The sequence below is a fragment of the Leucobacter sp. BZR 635 genome, assembly GCF_048061935.2.
GTDB lineage: Bacteria > Actinomycetota > Actinomycetes > Actinomycetales > Microbacteriaceae > Leucobacter.
Genome location: NZ_JBLUNZ020000046.1, coordinates 1 through 18,202, shown reverse-complemented (window position 1 = coordinate 18,202; position 18,202 = coordinate 1). Strand labels below are relative to the sequence as shown.

The following is an 18,202-nucleotide window of genomic DNA, read 5'->3' as shown; positions in this document are numbered from 1 at the left end:
CGATGCAGGAGACTGGGGGTATGCAACGCCTCCTCGCCTCCGGAACCCTCGCACTAGTCACCGGCCTGGCGCTCGCCGGCTGCGCGGCCGAAGTGCCCACGGGCACGGTGACGCTGCAGGTGAGCGAGTTCGCTGCTGACCACGGAAGTGACAGCGTTGAGATTGCCCTGAGCGTTGGCGGCGAGGAAGTCGAATTGGTCGAGCTTGGGGAAGGAGATGGGCGCGTCATCGAAGACGTCCCCCTCGGCTGGCTCAAGATCGATGCGCTCGACTATTGCTCAGGCGAGGCCGAGCTCACTGCCGGGGCCCCAGCAATGAGTCTCGTGATCTCGGCCGAGGGCTGCACGTTTGGCGACTAGCGTGCCGCCGTCACAGCCTTCATCGAGCGCCCCGGAGCACGGTGAGCCCCGCGAGGAGCAGGCGCGGCCCGAACTCTCAGCGCGGCTGACTGCCGCGGAGTTTCAGCGCTGGTATTGGCTGAAAGACGAGCTCGCAGCATTCGCGCGTGAGCTCGGGATCCGGGCGACAGGAAGCAAGGCCCTCCTGTCTGAGCGGATCGCCGCGAAGCTCGCGGGCCAAGCGTTCGCTGAGCCCACCACCACCGCACGCGCGCGGGGATCGCGGCAGCTCGCAGGCGAACTCACGGACGAGACCGTGATCCCCGCGGGCCAACGCTCGAGCCAGCTCGTTCGCGCGTGGATGATCGAGCAGGTTGGCGAGGCGTTCCACTTCGACGCCGAGATGCGCGGTTTCTTTGCCGAGTCAGACGGCACGCGCACGATGCGCGACGCGGTGGCGCACTGGCACGCGACGCGGGATCAGGCACCCCGCGACATTGACAAGCAGTTCGAGTACAACCGCTTCACGCGCGCCTGGCATGCCGAGCACCCCGCAGGGGATCGCGGCGAGTTGCTCGCCGCCTGGGCCGCGTACCGCAGCCGTCCCATCGACGAGCGCGGCCGCGCGTAGGGGCTCCTCATCGTTCGGGACGTAGGTCTCAGCGATCAGGGGCGTCGAAAGGATATGTGTTCGGCGAGGTCGGGGCCTTTCTGCTGCTGAGCAGGCCTGACTTCGCTGAAGACATATCTTCTGAGCGCTATTTAGTGGGACTGTGCCGCGCGGCGAAACACGAGGAGCGCGTCTGCGACGAGGTCGTGGGGGAGCGTGTCCCAGTGGATCTCGGTGAGGCCGGCCGGCTCGAGATGCCGTTCGAGCACCCGCGCGCAGTCCGCGATGAGCGGCGTTGTTGCGCCCATGTGGTGGATGTCCGCGACGTTCCAGACGACGAAGCCGCCGGGCTTCACGAGCCGGGCACACTGCGCCGCGACCAGGCTGAGCTCCTGCAGATACTTGCCGTAGTCGCCGGTGTTCTGCTCATATGCGGTGAGCGGATCGGCCTCGTGGTGCTCCTTCGTCATATACGGGGGTGAGGTGAGCACAAGATCCACCGAGCCGTCCGCGACCGCGGGGGAGGAAGCGCGCACGATCCGGAGCAGCTCGCGGGCGTCACCCTCGATGACGCGCGCCCCGGGAACGCGCCGCTGCAACTGCTCGACGCGCTCGGGGAGCAGCTCGATCCCGAGCGCGCGCCGATCCAACCGCGCGGCGCGCTCGATCGTGGTGCCGAATCCGGCGAACGGATCGAACACGAGATCGCCAGGCGCACTGCAGCGCTCGAGCACGTGGTCGACGAGCGCGGCGACCATGTGCACATCCTCTTCGGCTCCGGGCGGTCGCTCGGCGAGAAACGTTGCAAGCGTCGCGGTCAGCGTCCGGTCAAGCGGGGAGAGTCGTGCGGGGCGTTCGAGCAGCTCTTCGGAAGGGATACTCACCCCCGTAGTGTACCGCGGCTTGCTCAGTGCAGCCGGGGGCGCGTAGCCTCAGCGTATGTCGAAGCTGCGTGCCACTCTGGTCGATCCGCGATACGTGACCGAAGAGGATCACTCGCCCGTCTACCGCGTGGATTTCTGGGATGCGCAGCGCGCCTCCTCAGAGCACCGAATTGAGGGTGCCGAGAGCGTGCACGAGGTGCTCGAGTGGGCCGAAGCGCACCGGCAAGGCCGGTACGTCGTCGTGTGGGCAGAGTATGCTCGCGCAGGCGGCGCTGGGCTGACGCGCCTGGCGGGGTGGGAGCCCAATCACCCCGAATCGCCCTCGTGGGCCGACCCCACCTTCCGGCAGTAGGGTGGGGGCCATGAGCACGTCAGGGAGCCCCGCGGAGCCCGCTGCGAAACCCGCCGGCCGGCCACGCAAGTCATACCGGACCGATGCGGTGACCATCTGGCTGCGGCGCGGATCCATCGCGCTGACCGTGGGCTCCGCGCTTGCGGTCGTCAGCGGCTACGCCTCGCTGCCCGACGAGATCCCGATCCACTTCAACCTCGCCGGCACCGCCGACGGTTGGGGCTCGAAGAGCAACGTCTTTCTGCTCATCGGGATCTTCGTCGTGATCGTGTCTGGTTCAGTCTGGCTGTCGTCGAAGCCGCACCTGTTCAACTATCCGACCGAGATCACGGTGGAAAGCGCGCAGGCGGTCTACCGGGAGGGGGAGCGGATAATGGTCTGGCTTGCCTTCGTGGTCTCGCTGATCGCCGTCAGCTTCGCGCTGAGCACGCTGTTCGAGATTGACCTCGGGTTCTTCACCCTGTTCATGGCCGCGGCGGCGCTCGGCGTCACGGGAGTTGGCGTCGTGCGGATCATCAACGCGTCGCACTGAATCACTGCACGCAACCGCGGTTGGGGGCGCCCCGAGAGCGCCCCGAGAGCGCTTCGATGGGGCTGGGACGGTACCCTGGGGCGGTGAGTTTCTCGAGCCTCGACCGATACCTGCAGCGCGACGAGACAGGTCTGGTTGTCGAAGGCCCGTGGGGCGAAGAAGAGAGCAGCGGCTACGAGTCCGGCACCGTCTCGCTCGGTGGCGAGCTCTGGCGGATCCGCACCGCGCGCGTCACCCCGACGAAGCCGGGCGCTTTCGTCGCGGTGTGGGAGCGCGGCCCCGACGGCACGACCCGGCCGTTTGCTGCCGAGGACCGGGCGACCGGGCTGCTCGTCTTCGTGACCGAGGGGTCGCAGTTCGGGGTGTTTCGCTTCTCGCGCGCCCTCCTCGCCGAGCTCGGCATCACCAGCTCGGCGCGTGCTCGGGGCAAGCGCGGTTTCCGGGTGTATCCGAGCTGGAGCACCGGCCTGAATGGGCAGGCAGCTCGCACTCAGCGCGCGCAGGCACCCGCGTTCGAGGCGCTCGAAGGGATCGTTCCACCAGGAAACGCGGCTACGCGTCCGCGATGAGTCGCTTGCCGAGCACGAGCACCTCGTTGAGCTCGTAGCCGAGGCCCGTGTAGAAGCCCTGGGCCGCCGCATTGTCCGAACGCACCATCAGCTGTGCCTTCGGGCAGCCGATCCCCTCAAGCAGGCGCTCCGCCTCGGCGACGAGCGCCCGGCCGATCCCGCGACCGCGGTGCTCGGGGTCCGTCGCAAGGTAGTACATCCAGCCGCGGTGACCGTCGTAGCCTGCCATGACGCTGCCGACGATCTCGCCCGCTATTTCCGCCACAAGAAACAGTTCGGGCTGCACGCTGAGCTTGCGGGCGATGTCGGCGCGGGGATCGTTCCACGGCCGGGTGAGTCCGCAGGTCTCCCAGAGAGCGACGGCTGCTTCGGTGTCACTCGGGTGGAACTGTCGGATCGTCGCTGCGGTAAACATCTACACAAGCTACCGCAGGGCAGCGCCCGGCTATGCCAGCGGAGCCTTCGCTGCAGAGCGGTCGACGGCAAACGCGAGGTGCGGCATGTCTACGCCACGATAGTGCTTCTCAAACCGGCCGCGCACGGTCATCCCGAGGCGTATCGCGACATTCATGGAAGCGATGTTTGTGTCGCGCACCTGCGCATAGACCTGCTCTGCCCCGAGGGCCTCGAAAGCGTAGTCCCGGCACGCGGCGGCTGCCTCGACCGCAAAACCCTGGTGCCAATACGCCCGGTTGAAGAGGTACCCGACCTCGACGACGTCAGCTCCGAGTATCTGCTGGCGGGTGAGCCCGCACTGGCCGATCATCCGCTCAGACTCCGAACGAGCGGGATCGCGCAGCGTGACTGCCCAGAGCCCGAATCCGTCATTCGCGTATCGGTCGAGCATGCGTGCGAGCCAAGCTTCGACCATGGCATCGTCGAATGCGCCCTCGTACGCAGTCATAGTCTCGGCATCCTGCAGAATTTCCCGGAGCGCGGGGAGATCTTGCTCAGTGAGTTCGCGCAGCGACAGTCGGCGGGTCTCAATAACCATGCGGCCATTGTTGCACGCGCGGTAAGGCTGGCCGTGCGCCGCAACGGCGGGGCATCCGTCACGAGACTAGGCTGCAGAGCCTGCAGGCTGCAGCGGCCCGCAGACAGCTTGCGGGTGCCCTCGCGCGAGGTTATCCGCGGATGAGGTCGGGGAGGGCGCAGAACTCGACAGGTGCTCGGCCGGGCGCGGGGATGCCCACGTAGAACGCGCGCATGCCGGCGGCCTGCGGCCCCTCGACATCGGCTTCCCAGTTATCGCCCACGAATGCGGCCTGGTCGGCCGTGATTGCGTCTTCGGCGAGCACCGCGGCAAAGATCTCGGGGTGGGGCTTTCGCCACCCGAGCTCCACCGAAGTGAAGACGTTGGTGAAGTAGTCGGCGATCCCGAACCGGCGGAGCATGCGCGGAACGAGCCCGGCGTCGTGCGTGTTGCTCACGACCGAAAGGGTGTGGTCGCGCGCGAGATCCGTGAGGCAGTCGGTGACGCCGGCCGCAAGGCGAATATTCGTGGTCCACGCCTCGAGGTACTCGCTGACGAGGCGATCGAGACCACCGGAGGGGATCGCAAAGCCCGCTTGGCCGAGGAGCTCCGCGTACCGGCCCGCGATATCGAGCATTGAGCACTCACGGCCTGAGGCGTGCGCGGCGGTATCAAGCTCGGTCCAGGCTCGCTGCCACAGCTCGCTCGCGTGCGCCCCGGAGATGCCTGCTCCGGCTCGCGCCGCGAAGTCGTACGGGGCATTCGCCGTGTCCGGGAGCACCGAGGGGTCGTAGTCGACCAAGGTGCCGAAGAAGTCGAAGTAGACGTGGGAGGTCATGGGTGACGCATTCACTCCGCGTAGCGTGGGCCGGTGGCCCGGACGAGCACGCGGATCCGCTCGGCGAGCAGCTTAGGCCTGGTGAAGGGCGCGTCGTGCGCCGCGTCATCTGCGATGACAAGTTCGCTGTGGGGGATCGCGGCGTGGGTGAGCTTCGCGGAGTCGTGCATGAGCTTGCGCTCCTTCGTGCCGACCACAACGGTGACCGGGCGAGTAAAGCTCGACCACGCGTCTGGCAGCGTGAACGCGATATTCTCGCTGACGCTCGCGAGCAAGGTTTCCACGCTGAGCGACTGGCTGTCGCGGACATAGTTCGCGAGATACGCCCCCGGCACACCGAGCTGTCTTGCCTGGAGCTTTGCGAACCACTCCTGCTGTGCGAGCGGGGCGGTGCGCTTCAGTAATGCGAGCGTTGCCGCCTGCGCGGGGGCTGGCTTTGTCTCGGCGCTGACGATGAGCGCTGCGCGCACGAGCTCGGGGTGGGCGCTCGCGAGCGCGATGGCGAGCTGGCCGCCAAGGGAGAACCCCGCAACGACAGCTCCGCGGGGTGCCCGGTCGCGAATGAGATCAGCGAGCCGCGCGACCGTGTCGTCGTGCGAGACGTAATCGATCGTTCCGCTGGTGCCGTGGCCGGGAAGGTCAGGCACGATCGACCGAACTGTTCCTGCCAGCTGATTGATCACGGGTTTCCACATCCAGCCGGAGACCCCGCCGCCGTGGAGGAAGAGCACGTCAGATCCGGAACCCGAAATCATAGTGTTCATAAGGCCGAAGCATAACAGCGAGAAGCCCAGATGACGCCAAATAACGTCGTGTTGCTGAGTGTGTCGCGGCGCAGTGCGACCGCGGAATTTCGTGATTACTGTGGCAGCCATGACTACTCTCACAGACACCAGCATCGTTCCCGAGATCACGTCCGACGAGCGGGCGACGCGCCTCCAGCAGGCCGGCGCTGCGTGGGCAAAGCGGATCGACGCGAACCGATCCTCATCGCAGCTCACCTACCGCGCCGAGGGCGTGGGCGAGGGCGGCGTCGCGACCCGTGTTCGCGCCGGTAAGCACGAGTTCTTCATCGACGAGCCCGCGGCTCTCGCGGGCGACGACATCGCAGCGAGCCCGGTTGACTACGCACTTGGCGCGCTCATCGGCTGCCAGGTCGTCGTCTACCGGCTCTACGCGCAGGCACTCGGTATCCAGGTTGACGACGTGCGCGTGACCGCCGAGGGCGACCTCGATGCCGCGCGGCTGCTCGGCAAGGACGACTCGGTGCGGCCCGGATTCAGCGCGATCCGGCTCCACGTCGAGCTCACCGGCCCCGAGACGCAGGAGCGTTACGAGGCGCTGCGCGACGCGGTCGACATCAACTGCCCGGTCTACGACCTGTTTGCGAACCCGACGCCGGTCTCAGTGACCGTCGCTAAGGCGTAGCAGGGCGGAAGTGGGGCGGTAGCGGGGTGGTAGCGGGGTGCGGTAGCGGGCCCCGCCCAGCCTCCCACCCCAGCACAGCGGTACCATGAGCCCATGGGTTATTCGCGCGTTGTGTGGGGCATGAGCGCCCTCCTTTGGCTGATCATTACCGTGCTGTGGTGCGTCTGGTTTGGTGCACCCGCCGTGGCGGTTGCGGTCACCTTCGCGATCCTCCCCGACATCGCACTCATCGGTGCCTTCGCTGAGAAGGGGCGGTTGAAGCCCGAGCGCGTGGCGTTCTACAACGCCATGCACAACGCGCTGGTCGCGGTCGCTGTGCTCGCGGTCGGCCTGGTGATCTTCTTCCTCACCGGCGGCATGGACGGCGGCAGCTGGTTCTTGGGCATCGCGGGGCTAGCGTGGTTTGTGCACATCGCGGCGGATCGCGCCCTGAACTTCGGCAGGCGCGCGCCCGACGGCAGCATTATCCCCGTCGTGTAGCGCGGGTCGGCCCGGCGGGGCCGCGGGGCCGCGGGGCTGGCGGGGCCGCTGAACCGCGCCGCGCCCGGGAAGATCATCCCGTGGGAGGACCCGCGTCGTACCACGGTACGACGCGGCCGGTGGGGTCAGCGCAGCAGAATTGACGGGTACGAGCGTCCGATCCTGCCCGAAAGACTCTATGACCCCGCTCACCAGACTCAGTCTGAAGAATCGTCTCATCGTCGGACTCGTGACCCTCGCGGTCGCCGTGCTCGGCATCATTTCGATGGGGGCGCTCAAGCAAGAGCTCATGCCATCGATGAAGGTGCCGATGGCGTTTGTATCGGTGCAAGCCGAGGGCCTCGCCCCGGAAGAGATGGTCGATACCGTCACCGAACCGATCGAGCAGGCGCTGGGCGCGGTGCCGGGGGTGACCAGCGTGACCTCCAACACCCTCAGTGGCTACTCGAGCATCACCGTCGAGTGGCCGTTCGACGAGGACGCAGACGAGACGATGCGTGCCCTCCGCGGTGCGGTCGACGCGGTGAAGACGGGTTTCCCGAGCGGTGCCGTCACCGAGGTGTACTCGGGCGGCGCGGACGACATGCCGGCGATGATGCTCAGCGCAGGCACCACCGGCGACGAGGCGACGTTCGGCGACGCGCTCGAGCAGCGACTGGTGCCAGCACTCCAGGCGATCCCCGGGGTGCAGAAGGCCGAGCTGTCGGGCCGCGAGGCCCAGCGCATCGTGGTGGATCTGCGCCCCGCGGACGTTGTGAAGCTTCAGGTGGATCCCGCCGCGATCGAACCCGTGCTGCGGGCGAACGGTGCGAGCCTCCCCGCGGGACAGGCCGCAACCGACGAGGGATCGATGCCGATCACCGTCGGCACCGCGCTCGGCTCCGTCGAGGAGATCGGGGCACTCCCGATCGCTGTCGAGAACGGGGTTGTGCGGGTCTCTGACTTCGCCGACGTGCGCACGGAGGCGATCCCGGCTGACACGATTTCGCGGGTGAACGGGAAGCCCGCGCTGACGCTCACCATCACGCCGTCGCAGGGCGCAAACGTCGTACAGATTTCGCACGCGGTGACCGCGGAGCTCGACCGCCAAGCACCCGGCCTGAAGGCCGAGTTCGTGACGATCTTTGACCAGGCACCCTTCATCGAACAGTCGATTCACGACCTCGCGGTCGAGGGCGGCCTCGGTCTCGCGTTTGCGGTACTCGTCATCCTCGCGTTCCTCGCGTCGTGGCGCTCGACGATTATCGCCGCCGTGTCGATCCCGCTGTCGCTGCTCATCACGCTCATCGGCTTGCAATGGAGCGACAACACCCTTAACATCTTGACGCTCGGCGCGCTCACCATTGCGATCGGCCGTGTGGTCGACGACTCCATCGTCGTCATTGAGAACATTAGCCGCAGGCGCGGGAGCGGGCCGCTCACGGTCGAGGGGATCGTCGCCTCGGTGCGCCAGGTCGCTGGAGCGATCACAGCGTCGACACTCACGACGGTTGCCGTGTTCCTTCCCATCGCGTTCGTGTCGGGCATGGCCGGCCAGCTCTTCAGGCCGTTCGCGATTACGGTGTCGATTGCGCTGCTCGCGTCGCTCGTTGTCGCACTCACGATCGTTCCCGTGCTCGCTTACTGGTTCATGCAGAAGCCGCCGAAGCCGAAGGGCGACGCAGCGGCGGTGTCGGGTGAGGCTGACGAAACGGCCACAGTCGAGCACGAATCAGATGTCCCCTCGGAGCTCAGCGAGATCCACACCGCACCAGACCGGCTGCAACGCGCGGTCATGCCAGCGCTGTCTGCGACGCGCAGGCACCCGGTGATCACGCTCGTGAGCTCGGGGCTCATCCTCGCGGTGACGCTCGTGTTGGCAGTGTTCATTCCGACTGACTTCCTCGGCTCGTCGGGGCAGGAGAGCCTGCAGCTCACGCAGACCGTTGAGGCCGGCACCGGTGATCTCGTTGCGGCTGCCGAGCCCGTCGAGGAAGCGCTCGGCAAGGTCACCGGTGTGCGCGACGTGATGACCACGATTCCTGTCGGAAACGGCGCGGGTGAAATCTCCTACAGCCTGCAGCTGGCGGACGGCTCAGACGCCGATCAAGTGAGCGACGCCGTTCAATCGCGGCTCGACAAGCTCGAGGGAGCGGGGGAGCTGCGGCTGCTCACGCAGGACGCGTTTGTTGGCGAGGGATCGGGCGGCGGCGGCATCTCGCTGCAGATCCGCGGCAACGACCCCGTCGCGATGCGCAAGGCGAGTGAACTCCTCGAAAAGGAACTCACGGACGCGAAGGGCGTGAAGTCCGTCTACAGCGAGCTCAAGGGCGAAGAACCCCTCATGCGCGTTGAACTCGACGAAGCGAAGGCAGCGGGTCTCGGCTTCGACAGGGCAGGCGTTGCGCAGGCGATCCATGAGGCGCTCGAGGGGCAAACCATCGGGCGGATGATGCTTGCCGGTAGCGAACGCGACATCGTGTTGCGAACCCCGGGTACCGAGTACACCGCGGCGAACCTCGGTGAGCTCAAGCTACCGGTGACCGCTCAGCAGACCGCGCTCGCCCAGAAGGCTGCGGGCGACGCGCTCCAGGAGAAGGCCGAGGCCGAGGCCGAGCGCATGCGGCTCGAGGCGAACACCGAGCTCAGCAACCAGATCTGGGAGGCCGGAGTGCAGCGCGGGGAACTCGTGCAGCAGCTCGGTGAGCTCAACGCGCAGCTCGCCGAGCTCTCGGAGGCGCCGGTGACGCCCTACCCGCCCGTCGACCCGAGCGACGCGGGGAAGGAACAGGCAGCGCAGGAGCGTGCGGAGCAGCTTGCTGGCTTGCAGAGTGCGATTGCGGGCGCACAGGCCGGCATTACCGGGATGGACGAACAGATTGCGGCCCTGCGGCAAAGCCAAAGCGATGCCGCGCAGCAGCTCGTCGACCAGCAGGCTGCGGAGGCTGAACAGAAGGCCGCGGCCGACGTGAAGGGCGTGCCCCTCAAGCTCTCCGATGTCGCGACCGTCACTGAAGAGCTCACCGCACCGATGATCATCCGCGCTGACGGTGACCGGCAGGTCGCGCTGTCAGTTGAGCCGCGCAAGGGGCAGCTCGACGCGGCGAACAAGGCCGTGGAGCGTGCGATCGCGACCGTGGACCTTCCGGCAGGCGTGACCTTTGACGTTGCCGGTGTGAGCGCAGAGCAAGATGAGGCCTTCACCCAGCTCGGCATCGCGATGCTCGCCGCGATTATGCTCGTGCTACTCGTCATGGTCGCCACGTTCCGCAACTTCCGCGGACCCTTCGTGTTGCTCGTCTCGGTACCGTTTGCGGCAACCGGCGCGATCCTCGGACTCCTCCTCACGGGCGTTCCGCTCGGGCTGCCCGCGCTCATCGGGCTGCTCATGCTCATCGGCATCGTGGTGACGAACGCGATCGTGCTCATGGATCTCGTGAACCGGCTGCGAACGAGCGGCGCGACGCTCGAAGAGGCAGTCGAGCACGGCACTAGGCTGCGCCTGCGCCCGATCCTCATGACTGCCGCCGCGACGATCTTCGCGCTCCTGCCCATGGCCTTCGGGCTCACGGGCGGCGGCGTGTTCATCTCGCGCCCGCTCGCGATCGTCGTGATCGGAGGGCTTGTCTCATCGACGCTGCTCACCCTGATCCTCGTACCTGTGCTGTACACGCTGGTTGAGCGTCGACGCGACCGGAAGCTGGCAAAGCGCGCGGCTCGGCGGGCCGAGCGTGCCGAGCAGCGAGCCGGTGAGCTCGCCGCCGAGAGCCGCGACCTCACCGCGGAACTCGGGCTAGGGGAGGGCGAGGGCGAGGGCACCGCGCGGAGCTAGCCCCTGCGGCACTGCGGCACTGCGGCACTGCGGCCCTGGGGCCCTGCGGCGGCGGACGATCAGTGCCGCCGCCCCTGCGGCCGCGAGTAGTGTCACGGTGAGGCTCCCGAGGAGTGGGAGTATGACGGCCGCGGCGAGGGTGGTCCCGGCCGTCTAGGCGAGATCGGCGAGCGCATCGAGCACGGCCCCCACGACTCGGCGCTGCGCTCGATTCATCGGGCCGAGGAGCGCATCGGTGAGAAGATCAACGGGGTGCGAGTCAGCGGCGCCCCCAGGCGGGGCCGCCAGCCGCTCAGTCGCCACCAGGAACGCCCGCGCTCGGTACGCGGCGCGCTGCGAGAGATCCGCGATCTCCGTGTCACACGCGGTCGGAGCAAGCCCGATGAACTCCCGCTCGATCTCCCGCAGACCCTCGTCGATGCCCGCGAGTCGCTCGACGACTGCCGCGAGGTACCCCTCTTCCGTGAGCTGGGTCAGCAGGATCGCGATGTCGCGCGATGTCTGATCCTCCCCGAGCACGGCCTGGACGCGCAGCGCCGCGGGCGAGACATCCGGTGGGCCGTCCACAGCAATCAACTCGTCGATGTCACGCCGCACCCGCTCAAGCTCGGCGATCCTGCCGTCAAGCGCAGACCTGAGCTCGGCCAGCTCGGAAGTTGAGTGCGTGGCAGTTGCCCCTCAGGGACGGCCCCGTCGAGCATCTCGCCAACCCGGTCTAGCCGGAACCCAAGGGAGCTCAGCCGCTTTATCCGCAGCACGCGAACAAGATGGGTGGTGTCGTACCGCTTGTACCCGTTCGAGCGGCGCTCGGGCTCGGGGAGGAGTCCGATCTCGTGCCAGCGGCGGATCGCGCGTGTGCTCACGCCAGCGACGCCAGCGAATACCCCAAGCATCTCGCTCCGCCCACTTTGGTGCGCCTATGCGTGAGGTGTGGGGTCGGGTAGTGTCGCATCCAGAACGGCCCTCGCGAACTCTGGACACGATCCATGACAGTACCCCGATGGGCGCACATGCCCCAACGAGAGACCGAGCCCACACCCATGAACACACAGACCTGCTCTGCAGACCCGGATCCCGCAGGCCCGGATCCCGCAGGCCCGGATCCCGCAGACCCAGGCCACCCATGGCTCCGAACCACGCTCTGGTCGAAGGTGTGGCGCGTCGCCCTCTGCGTCCTCTTTGTCTGGATCATCTGGGTCATCGTGAACGCGCTTGTCCTCGGCCAGGGGAGGGCAGACTACTTCTTCCCGAGCCTCGGCTACGCCGCCTTCGTGCTTGCCGCCCCGCCGCTCGGCTGCGCTGCGCTCGCCGCAGTCACCCAGCGCGTGCTCACCGAATACGTTCCCTTCACGCAATCGCTGCTGTTTGGGGCGATGAGCTACGCGGCAGGCCTGGCGCTCGTGATCCTCACCCTGCTGTTCGTTCCGGGCGCGGCTGCGGGCGACGGCTGGGGCCAGCTCATGTTCCTCGCGGTCGTGCTGCTGCCAGCGGTCCTCGTCGCGGGGCTCGGGTACGGCCTCGCCCTCGCCACCGTGACCGAGCGCGGCCCCCGGGTGCTCCGCTGGGTGCTCGGGGTCTCGGGGTTCTTGCTCGCCGGGGTCGTGGTAGCGCTCGTCGCCCAGGGCATCGGCGCGTAATAAGGGATCTCGCGCGATTCACGCGGTAAGGTTTGGAAATAATCTGCGCGAGCTACGAATGAGCGGAAGGGAGATGGCGTGCACCTGAAGAGCCTCACGCTTCGCGGTTTCAAGTCGTTCGCGCAGCCGACGACCTTCCAGTTCGAACCCGGGGTGACCGCTATCGTCGGCCCGAACGGCTCCGGCAAGTCGAACGTCGTCGACGCGCTCGCGTGGGTCATGGGCGAGCAGGGCGCGAAGACGCTCCGCGGCGGCAAGATGGAAGACGTCATCTTCGCGGGTACGTCCACCCGCGGGCCGCTCGGCCGCGCCGAGGTGCGCCTCACGATCGACAACTCCGACGGGGCGCTCCCGATCGAGTACACCGAGGTGACGATCAGCCGTATCCTGTTTCGCAACGGCTCGAGCGAGTACGCGATCAACGGCGAATCGTGCAGACTCCTCGACGTCCAAGAACTGCTCAGCGACTCCGGTCTCGGCCGCGAAATGCACGTCATCGTCGGCCAAGGCCAGCTCGACACTGTGTTGCGCGCAACCCCTGAGGATCGCCGCGGCTTCATCGAGGAGGCCGCCGGGATTCTCAAGCACCGCAGGCGCAAAGAGCGTACGGTGCGCAAGCTCGACGCGATGGAGACGAACCTCACCCGGCTGAATGACCTCGCGGGCGAGATCCGCCGCCAGCTCAAGCCGCTCGGCCGGCAGGCAGAGGTGGCGCGCCAGGCACAGGGCATCGCGGCCGAGGTGCGCGACGCGAAGGCGAGGCTGCTCGCCGACGACGTCACGCGGCTGCGTACCGAGCTCGCGAGCCTCGCCAAAGACGAGTCCGAGCGGCACTCCGAGCGCATCGTGCTGCAGGAGCAGGTCGAGCAGAAACAGCTCCGGATCGAACGCCTCGAACACGAGCAGCAGGGTGACGAGCTCGACGCCGCGCGCCGCGTGACCTTCGCGCTCGAGGGCGCGCAGGCAAAGCTGCGCGGGCTCTACGCGCAGGCGCAGCAGCGGCTCACGTTCCTAGCGACCCAGTCCGAAGCCCCTGAACAGACGCAGCTCACGAGCCGCAACATGGTCGATGAGGCCCGCGAGGAGGCTCACGAGCTCGCGGCGCTCATCCCCGAGCGCGAAGACGCCTGGCGGGCCGCAGAGCAAGCGACGCGGCGCGCCCAGCAGGCGCTCGACGCGATCGACGAGCAGATCCAAGCCCAGGCAGAGCTCGTCTCGAAGCACGATCTCGAGCTCTCGGCCTTGCGTGGCAGGGTGGACGCGGCCGAGCAGAAGCGATCCACCATCGCCGCCGAACTCGAGCGCCGCACCCAGGCCGTGACGCAGGCCGAGACTCGCGCGACCGATGCGCAGGCTGAACTCACCGCCTTCGAAGCAGAAAGCGCCTCAGCCGAGCTCCCCGAGGGTGGCCTCGACGGCGCGTACCGTGCGGCGCAGGAGCGCGAGACCGAGGCGGAGCAGCTCGTCGACGAACTGCGCAGCACCCTGCACGCGCTCGAGCAGGAGTCCGCGGGCCTCGAAGCCCGCGCGAGCGCTCTCGCGAGATCGCTCGACCAGCGCGACGCCTCGGGGGAGATGCTCGCCGCCGCGCCGGCCGGCGTGCTGGGGCGGGTCGCCGACCACGTGCGCGTGCGCGAGGGCTACGAGGCCGCCGTCGGAGCAGCGCTCGGGCTGTTCGCTGATGCCCTGCTCGTGGAGAGCGACGCTGTTGCGGGGGCGGCCGTCGCCGACGCGCGCGATCGCGACCTCGGCAGGCTGCGCGCGGTGATTGCGCGAGTGGCCGGCGCCGAGGCCGGAAACGCGGGTGCATGCGACGCTGGTGGTGACGGTGGCCTTGCCGCCTCGGTCGCGGGGCTCGTCGCCGTCTCCGAGATCCTCCTCGACGCGCCGGACGGCGTGCGTGGGCTGCTCGCGCGCAGCTACGTTGCCGACGACCTTGACGCCGCGGTGCGCGGAGCCGCGGCGCTTGGCTCGGAGCTCGCCGGCGGCGGCTTCACGATCGTCACGCCCGGCGGCGACGTGCTCACAGAGCACACGCTGTCGGGTGGATCGGGGCTCGCGCCCTCCCGCATCGAACTCACGGCAGACCTCGCCGATACCCGGGCCCGCCTCGCTCAGATCGAGACCGAGGTCGCCGCTGCAGCCGCGGCGCTCGCCGACCAGCGCGAGCTCGTCGCCCGGCTCAAGGGCGAGAGCCGCGCCGCGTACGCCGAGCTGCGTGAGGCCGACGCGCGCCTCGCCGAGCACGCGAGACGCCGGCAGCAGCTCGTCGTGCGCGCCGAGGCGACCCGCTCGGAGGCTGAGCGTGCGGCGACTGCGCTCGCGGGGGTCTCCGGTTCTGAAGACGAGGCGGCCGATGACGCCGAACGGGCGCAGCGGGCGTTTGCGGAGGCGGAGGCGCGGCCGCGGCCGATCCTCGACGCGAGCCAGCGCGAGGGGTTGCTCGCCGAGGTCGACCAGGCGCGCTCGCTCGAAATCGAAGCACGCCTCGGCTTCGAGACCGCGAAGGAGCGCGCCCGCGCCGCCGACGCGCGCAGCGAGTCCGTCGCCGCACAGTTTGAGGCCGAGCGAGTAGCAGCGGAAGAGGCCGCTCGGCGGGCCGTGCTGCGCTCTCGCCAGGTCGCGCGGGCCGAGCACGTCGCGGAGGCGCTACCGGGGATCCTCGACGCCTGCGACCGCTCACTCTCCGAAGCGCGGACCGCCCAGGCCGCGGCCGAACAGGAGCGCGCGCGGAACAGCCAGGAACTCACGCTACTGCGCTCCGAGGAATCTGAGGTGCGGTCGCGCCTGCAGTCGCTCACCGAGCTCGTCCACGGGGCAGAGCTGAAGAGGTACGAGCGCAAGCTGCAGCTGTCGTCGCTGCTCGAACGCGCTGGGAACGAACTCGGGCTCGTCGAAGAGGTGCTCGTCGCTGAGTACGGTCCCGAGGTCGGGATCCCGGTAGGCGAGCTTCCGGCGGGAGGCGACGAGGCGGGATCCGGATCCGCCGCGGCCAGTACGGCTGAGCCAGCGAGTGAGCTCACCCTCGAAGAGCAGCTCGCCGAGGAGCTCGGTCTCACCGCGGAGTCCAGTGTTGCTGCCGAAGTCGAGGCCGAAGCCAACGCCCACACCGATTCTGACTCCGGCGCCGCGCAGCGGCCTGCCCGCGACACGATCCCATTCGTGCGTGCGGAGCAGGAGAAACGCCTCGCGAAGGCCGAGCGTCGACTCACCGAGCTTGGCCGTATCAACCCGCTCGCGCTCGAGGAGTTCGCAGCGCTTGAGCAGCGGCACAAGTTCCTGGTCGAACAGCTCAGCGACCTCACAAAGACTCGGGCAGACCTGCGGCAGATCATCGACGAACTCGACGAACACATGCAGGGCATCTTTGCGGCCGCCTTTGAAGACACGAGGGCGGCGTTCGCAGAGGTGTTCCCGATCCTCTTCCCCGGCGGATCTGGCGAGATCGCGCTCACGAACCCCGATGAGCTCCTCACGACCGGCATCGAGATCTCGGTGCGGCCGGCAGGCAAAAAGGTCGAGCGGCTGTCGCTGCTTTCGGGCGGCGAACGATCCCTCGCCGCGGTCGCGCTGCTCGTCGCAATCTTCCAGGCACGCCCGAGCCCCTTCTACATCATGGACGAGGTCGAAGCCGCGCTCGACGACGCGAACCTCGGCAGGCTGTTGCAGGTGTTCGAACGGCTGCGCGAGACCTCGCAGCTCATCGTCATCACCCACCAGAAGCGCACCATGGAGATCGCCGATGCGCTCTACGGTGTCTCCATGCGGCGGGACGGGATTTCGGCGGTCGTAGGCCAGCGCCTCGGAGCCGAAGCGTAGTCCGACCGGGTCAGAATCTAACGAATCCATCTCGGGCAGGTGTGCAGACCCCATGAGGCTCGCAGTCAGCGATACGCTACGAAAGTACTACTCCAATGGTGGGGTGTATCAACACGTATGGAAAGGCGTAGCCAATGAAGGTTTACTCCAAAAAGACTGCCGCCGCGATCGCTCTGTTCGCCGGTGCAGCACTCGCTCTCTCTGCCTGCTCTTCGACTCCTGAAAAGGCCCCCGAGGACACGGCATCCGACACCACCGCCGACGCTGGTGCGCTGCGGATCGGCACGCTGCTGCCCCAGACAGGCACGCTCGCGCACCTGATCTTCGGACCGCGTGCGGCGGTCAAGCTTGCGATGGAAGAGATCAACGCGGCTGGCGGCGTGCTCGGCCAAGACATCGAGCTGGTCGTCGAGGGGAACGAGCATGACGCCTCAGACCCCACCATCATGAACAAGAGCCTCGACGAGATCATCAAGGCTGATCCGTCGTTCGTACTCGGTGCTATGGGTACCGGCAACTCGAACGCGGCGATGCCTCGCCTCACGGAGGCCGGCATCCTGATGGGCTCGCCGTCGAACACGGGCATCGCGATGTCCGGTATCAACAAGAACTACTTCCGAACCATCGCGTCCGACATCATTCAGGGGCGCGCGCTCGGCAACCTCGTCCTGCAGGACGGCCACACCTCAGTCGCTATTCTCGCGCAGAACAATGACTACGGCATTGGTCTTCGAGACAACTTCCAGGCGACCATCGAGGATGCTGGCGCCGAACTTGTCTACGGCGCCGACGAGGTCTTCCCGGAGGGGCAGACGTCGTTCACGTCAGAGGTGACGGCTGTGCTGTCCAAGAAGCCCGACGCGATTGCGATTGTCAGCTACGAAGAGGCGAAGCAGATCATCCCAGAGCTGGCAGCGCAGAACTTCGATCTCTCGAAGCTCTACCTCGTTGACGGCAACACGGTTCCTTACGAGGAGTTCGATGACGGCCTACTCGAAGGCGCACAGGGCACCACGCCCGGTCGCGCTTCAGAGGGCGACTTCCTCGAGTCGCTCGTCGCGGCAGACAGCACCGCGACACAGAGCACGAACTTCGCGCCCGAGTCGTACGACGCTGTCATGCTCGTCGCGCTCGCGGCTCAGAAGGGTGGCGGCACCGACACCGAGACGATCCTCGCGAATCTCCACGCAGTGTCCGGCACCGACGGCGGCGAGACCTGCAGCACCTTCGCTGACTGTGTCGAGCTGCTCGACGATGGCAAGGAAATTCACTACGAGGGCCGCGCAGGCAGCGGCCCGCTGACCGACAAGAACGAGCCGTCATCAGCACTCATCGGCATCTACAAGTACGACGCGACGAATACGCCTATCGCTGTCGGAGAGATCAAGGGCTAAGCTCTCATCCTCTCAACGTTTCTGCCCCGGCCCATCGAGCCGGGGCAGAAGTGTTTCCCGCGGACTCGTCTCGCTCAGGGGTGAGGCCTCTCCGAGATGTCCTGCCCCGGCCTTTCAGCTTCACCCGGGGAGTGTCCGTGTCAGTGCCCGTGTCAGTGTCGGCGTCAGTGTCAGTGTCAGTGTCGGTGTCGGTGTCGGCGTCGGCGTTCGTGCTCGTGGCTGCCGCGGGCGCTTCGCGCCCTTGCCATGGGGGAAGGTGCGCCCGGGCTGTGCGCATTTCGTAGCTCCGCGGTGCCGACGTTGCTCGCCGCTAGAGTTTCAAATTTGCGGGGCCACATGGGCAGCGGTCGCTGCTTGGGGCTGCCGCTGTGTACCGGGGAGTTAGAAAGGATGTAGCTCGGGCTCTTTCGCTGCAGGCTTGAATCTGACCTTGCGTTGAGGTGTGTGCCTTGATGCTCGGTGTTCCGGGAGTAGATCCCGTGGCCTGTCGATGTGGATGCGCCCGGACGGCGCGGTCCATTCCAGTACTCCGCCCGC

Annotated in this window: 18 protein-coding genes; 11 read left to right on the top strand and 7 right to left on the bottom strand. The window is 67.5% G+C overall.

The window, feature by feature from the left end; translation table 11 throughout:
* The first annotated feature begins 20 nt into the window (after positions 1-20).
* Positions 21-359 (top strand): hypothetical protein, encoded by a 339-nt coding sequence (locus ACI1US_RS09365; RefSeq protein WP_461639934.1) that lies wholly within the window; start codon positions 21-23, stop codon positions 357-359.
* Positions 349-969, top strand: a complete 621-nt coding sequence (locus ACI1US_RS09360; protein WP_461639932.1) for a DUF6434 domain-containing protein — start codon at positions 349-351, stop codon at positions 967-969. Before ACI1US_RS09365 ends, ACI1US_RS09360 begins: the two co-directional genes overlap by 11 nt.
* A 131-nt stretch (positions 970-1,100) precedes the next feature.
* On the opposite strand, the gene ACI1US_RS09355 is transcribed toward ACI1US_RS09360, so the two are convergent.
* Positions 1,101-1,832: a DNA methyltransferase gene (locus ACI1US_RS09355; protein ID WP_461639931.1), complete on the bottom strand. Its 732-nt coding sequence runs from the start codon at positions 1,830-1,832 to the stop codon at positions 1,101-1,103.
* 55 nt (positions 1,833-1,887) lie between these two features.
* Here ACI1US_RS09355 and ACI1US_RS09350 point away from each other — a divergent pair, with 55 nt between their 5' ends.
* From ACI1US_RS09350 to ACI1US_RS09340, 3 genes are all read left to right on the top strand, one after another.
* Positions 1,888-2,184 carry a hypothetical protein gene (locus ACI1US_RS09350; RefSeq protein WP_461639929.1) on the top strand — a complete coding sequence of 99 codons (297 nt, stop codon included), beginning with the start codon at positions 1,888-1,890 and terminating at the stop codon, positions 2,182-2,184.
* Positions 2,185-2,194: 10 nt separating this feature from the next.
* Positions 2,195-2,716 (top strand): DUF1648 domain-containing protein, encoded by a 522-nt coding sequence (locus ACI1US_RS09345; protein WP_461639927.1) that lies wholly within the window; start codon positions 2,195-2,197, stop codon positions 2,714-2,716.
* 83 nt (positions 2,717-2,799) lie between these two features.
* A complete protein-coding gene (locus ACI1US_RS09340; RefSeq protein ID WP_461639925.1) occupies positions 2,800-3,285 on the top strand; it encodes a MepB family protein in 486 nt (161 codons plus the stop codon).
* Here the strand turns inward: ACI1US_RS09340 and ACI1US_RS09335 are convergent.
* The 4 genes from ACI1US_RS09335 to ACI1US_RS09320 all read right to left on the bottom strand — a co-directional run bounded on the left by ACI1US_RS09335 (position 3,269) and on the right by ACI1US_RS09320 (position 5,860).
* The gene (locus ACI1US_RS09335) at positions 3,269-3,700 is read right to left on the bottom strand and encodes a GNAT family acetyltransferase (RefSeq protein ID WP_461639923.1); all 432 of its coding nucleotides are present in this window, start codon (positions 3,698-3,700) and stop codon (positions 3,269-3,271) included. The two genes, ACI1US_RS09340 and ACI1US_RS09335, sit on opposite strands and share 17 nt — an antisense overlap.
* A 30-nt stretch (positions 3,701-3,730) precedes the next feature.
* On the bottom strand, positions 3,731-4,279 hold the full coding sequence (locus ACI1US_RS09330; protein WP_461639921.1) for a GNAT family N-acetyltransferase: 549 nt from the start codon (positions 4,277-4,279) through the stop codon (positions 3,731-3,733).
* Between the two features lie 130 nt (positions 4,280-4,409).
* Positions 4,410-5,096, bottom strand: a complete 687-nt coding sequence (locus ACI1US_RS09325; protein ID WP_461639919.1) for an HAD family hydrolase — start codon at positions 5,094-5,096, stop codon at positions 4,410-4,412.
* 11 nt (positions 5,097-5,107) lie between these two features.
* Positions 5,108-5,860, bottom strand: a complete 753-nt coding sequence (locus ACI1US_RS09320; protein WP_461639917.1) for an alpha/beta fold hydrolase — start codon at positions 5,858-5,860, stop codon at positions 5,108-5,110.
* A gap of 109 nt (positions 5,861-5,969) precedes the next feature.
* Between ACI1US_RS09320 and ACI1US_RS09315 the strand changes: the two genes are divergently transcribed.
* The 3 genes from ACI1US_RS09315 (at position 5,970) to ACI1US_RS09305 (ending at position 10,815) form a co-directional block, all read left to right on the top strand.
* Positions 5,970-6,524 carry an OsmC family protein gene (locus tag ACI1US_RS09315; RefSeq protein WP_461639915.1) on the top strand — a complete coding sequence of 185 codons (555 nt, stop codon included), beginning with the start codon at positions 5,970-5,972 and terminating at the stop codon, positions 6,522-6,524.
* A 93-nt stretch (positions 6,525-6,617) separates the two neighbouring features.
* A complete protein-coding gene (locus ACI1US_RS09310; RefSeq protein ID WP_461639913.1) occupies positions 6,618-7,004 on the top strand; it encodes a DUF4260 family protein in 387 nt (128 codons plus the stop codon).
* A gap of 178 nt (positions 7,005-7,182) precedes the next feature.
* On the top strand, positions 7,183-10,815 hold the full coding sequence (locus ACI1US_RS09305; protein WP_461639911.1) for an efflux RND transporter permease subunit: 3,633 nt from the start codon (positions 7,183-7,185) through the stop codon (positions 10,813-10,815).
* A gap of 153 nt (positions 10,816-10,968) precedes the next feature.
* Here ACI1US_RS09305 and ACI1US_RS09300 read toward each other — a convergent pair whose 3' ends face one another.
* Positions 10,969-11,382: a hypothetical protein gene (locus ACI1US_RS09300; protein ID WP_461639909.1), complete on the bottom strand. Its 414-nt coding sequence runs from the start codon at positions 11,380-11,382 to the stop codon at positions 10,969-10,971.
* 5 nt (positions 11,383-11,387) lie between these two features.
* Positions 11,388-11,708 carry a MerR family transcriptional regulator gene (locus ACI1US_RS09295; RefSeq protein WP_461639907.1) on the bottom strand — a complete coding sequence of 107 codons (321 nt, stop codon included), beginning with the start codon at positions 11,706-11,708 and terminating at the stop codon, positions 11,388-11,390.
* Between the two features lie 147 nt (positions 11,709-11,855).
* Between ACI1US_RS09295 and ACI1US_RS09290 the strand changes: the two genes are divergently transcribed.
* The 3 genes from ACI1US_RS09290 (at position 11,856) to ACI1US_RS09280 (ending at position 17,665) form a co-directional block, all read left to right on the top strand.
* Complete coding sequence (locus ACI1US_RS09290) at positions 11,856-12,452, top strand: hypothetical protein (RefSeq protein ID WP_461639905.1); 597 nt, start codon at positions 11,856-11,858, stop codon at positions 12,450-12,452.
* 78 nt (positions 12,453-12,530) lie between these two features.
* Entirely contained in the window at positions 12,531-16,271 is a 3,741-nt protein-coding gene (locus tag ACI1US_RS09285) for an AAA family ATPase (RefSeq protein WP_461639903.1), read from the top strand.
* A 134-nt stretch (positions 16,272-16,405) separates the two neighbouring features.
* The gene (locus tag ACI1US_RS09280; protein WP_461639901.1) at positions 16,406-17,665 is read left to right on the top strand and encodes an ABC transporter substrate-binding protein; all 1,260 of its coding nucleotides are present in this window, start codon (positions 16,406-16,408) and stop codon (positions 17,663-17,665) included.
* The last annotated feature ends 537 nt before the right edge of the window (positions 17,666-18,202 follow it).

Coding starts and splice junctions, on each gene's coding strand:
- ACI1US_RS09280 (WP_461639901.1), top strand. CDS start 16,406: ATGAAGGTTTACTCCAAAAAGACTGCCGCCGCGATCGCTCTGTTCGCC.
- ACI1US_RS09335 (WP_461639923.1), bottom strand. CDS start 3,700: ATGTTTACCGCAGCGACGATCCGACAGTTCCACCCGAGTGACACCGAA.
- ACI1US_RS09365 (WP_461639934.1), top strand. CDS start 21: ATGCAACGCCTCCTCGCCTCCGGAACCCTCGCACTAGTCACCGGCCTG.
- ACI1US_RS09350 (WP_461639929.1), top strand. CDS start 1,888: ATGTCGAAGCTGCGTGCCACTCTGGTCGATCCGCGATACGTGACCGAA.
- ACI1US_RS09305 (WP_461639911.1), top strand. CDS start 7,183: ATGACCCCGCTCACCAGACTCAGTCTGAAGAATCGTCTCATCGTCGGA.
- ACI1US_RS09295 (WP_461639907.1), bottom strand. CDS start 11,708: ATGCTTGGGGTATTCGCTGGCGTCGCTGGCGTGAGCACACGCGCGATC.
- ACI1US_RS09315 (WP_461639915.1), top strand. CDS start 5,970: ATGACTACTCTCACAGACACCAGCATCGTTCCCGAGATCACGTCCGAC.
- ACI1US_RS09320 (WP_461639917.1), bottom strand. CDS start 5,860: ATGAACACTATGATTTCGGGTTCCGGATCTGACGTGCTCTTCCTCCAC.
- ACI1US_RS09345 (WP_461639927.1), top strand. CDS start 2,195: ATGAGCACGTCAGGGAGCCCCGCGGAGCCCGCTGCGAAACCCGCCGGC.
- ACI1US_RS09325 (WP_461639919.1), bottom strand. CDS start 5,096: ATGACCTCCCACGTCTACTTCGACTTCTTCGGCACCTTGGTCGACTAC.
- ACI1US_RS09310 (WP_461639913.1), top strand. CDS start 6,618: ATGGGTTATTCGCGCGTTGTGTGGGGCATGAGCGCCCTCCTTTGGCTG.
- ACI1US_RS09290 (WP_461639905.1), top strand. CDS start 11,856: ATGAACACACAGACCTGCTCTGCAGACCCGGATCCCGCAGGCCCGGAT.
- ACI1US_RS09330 (WP_461639921.1), bottom strand. CDS start 4,279: ATGGTTATTGAGACCCGCCGACTGTCGCTGCGCGAACTCACTGAGCAA.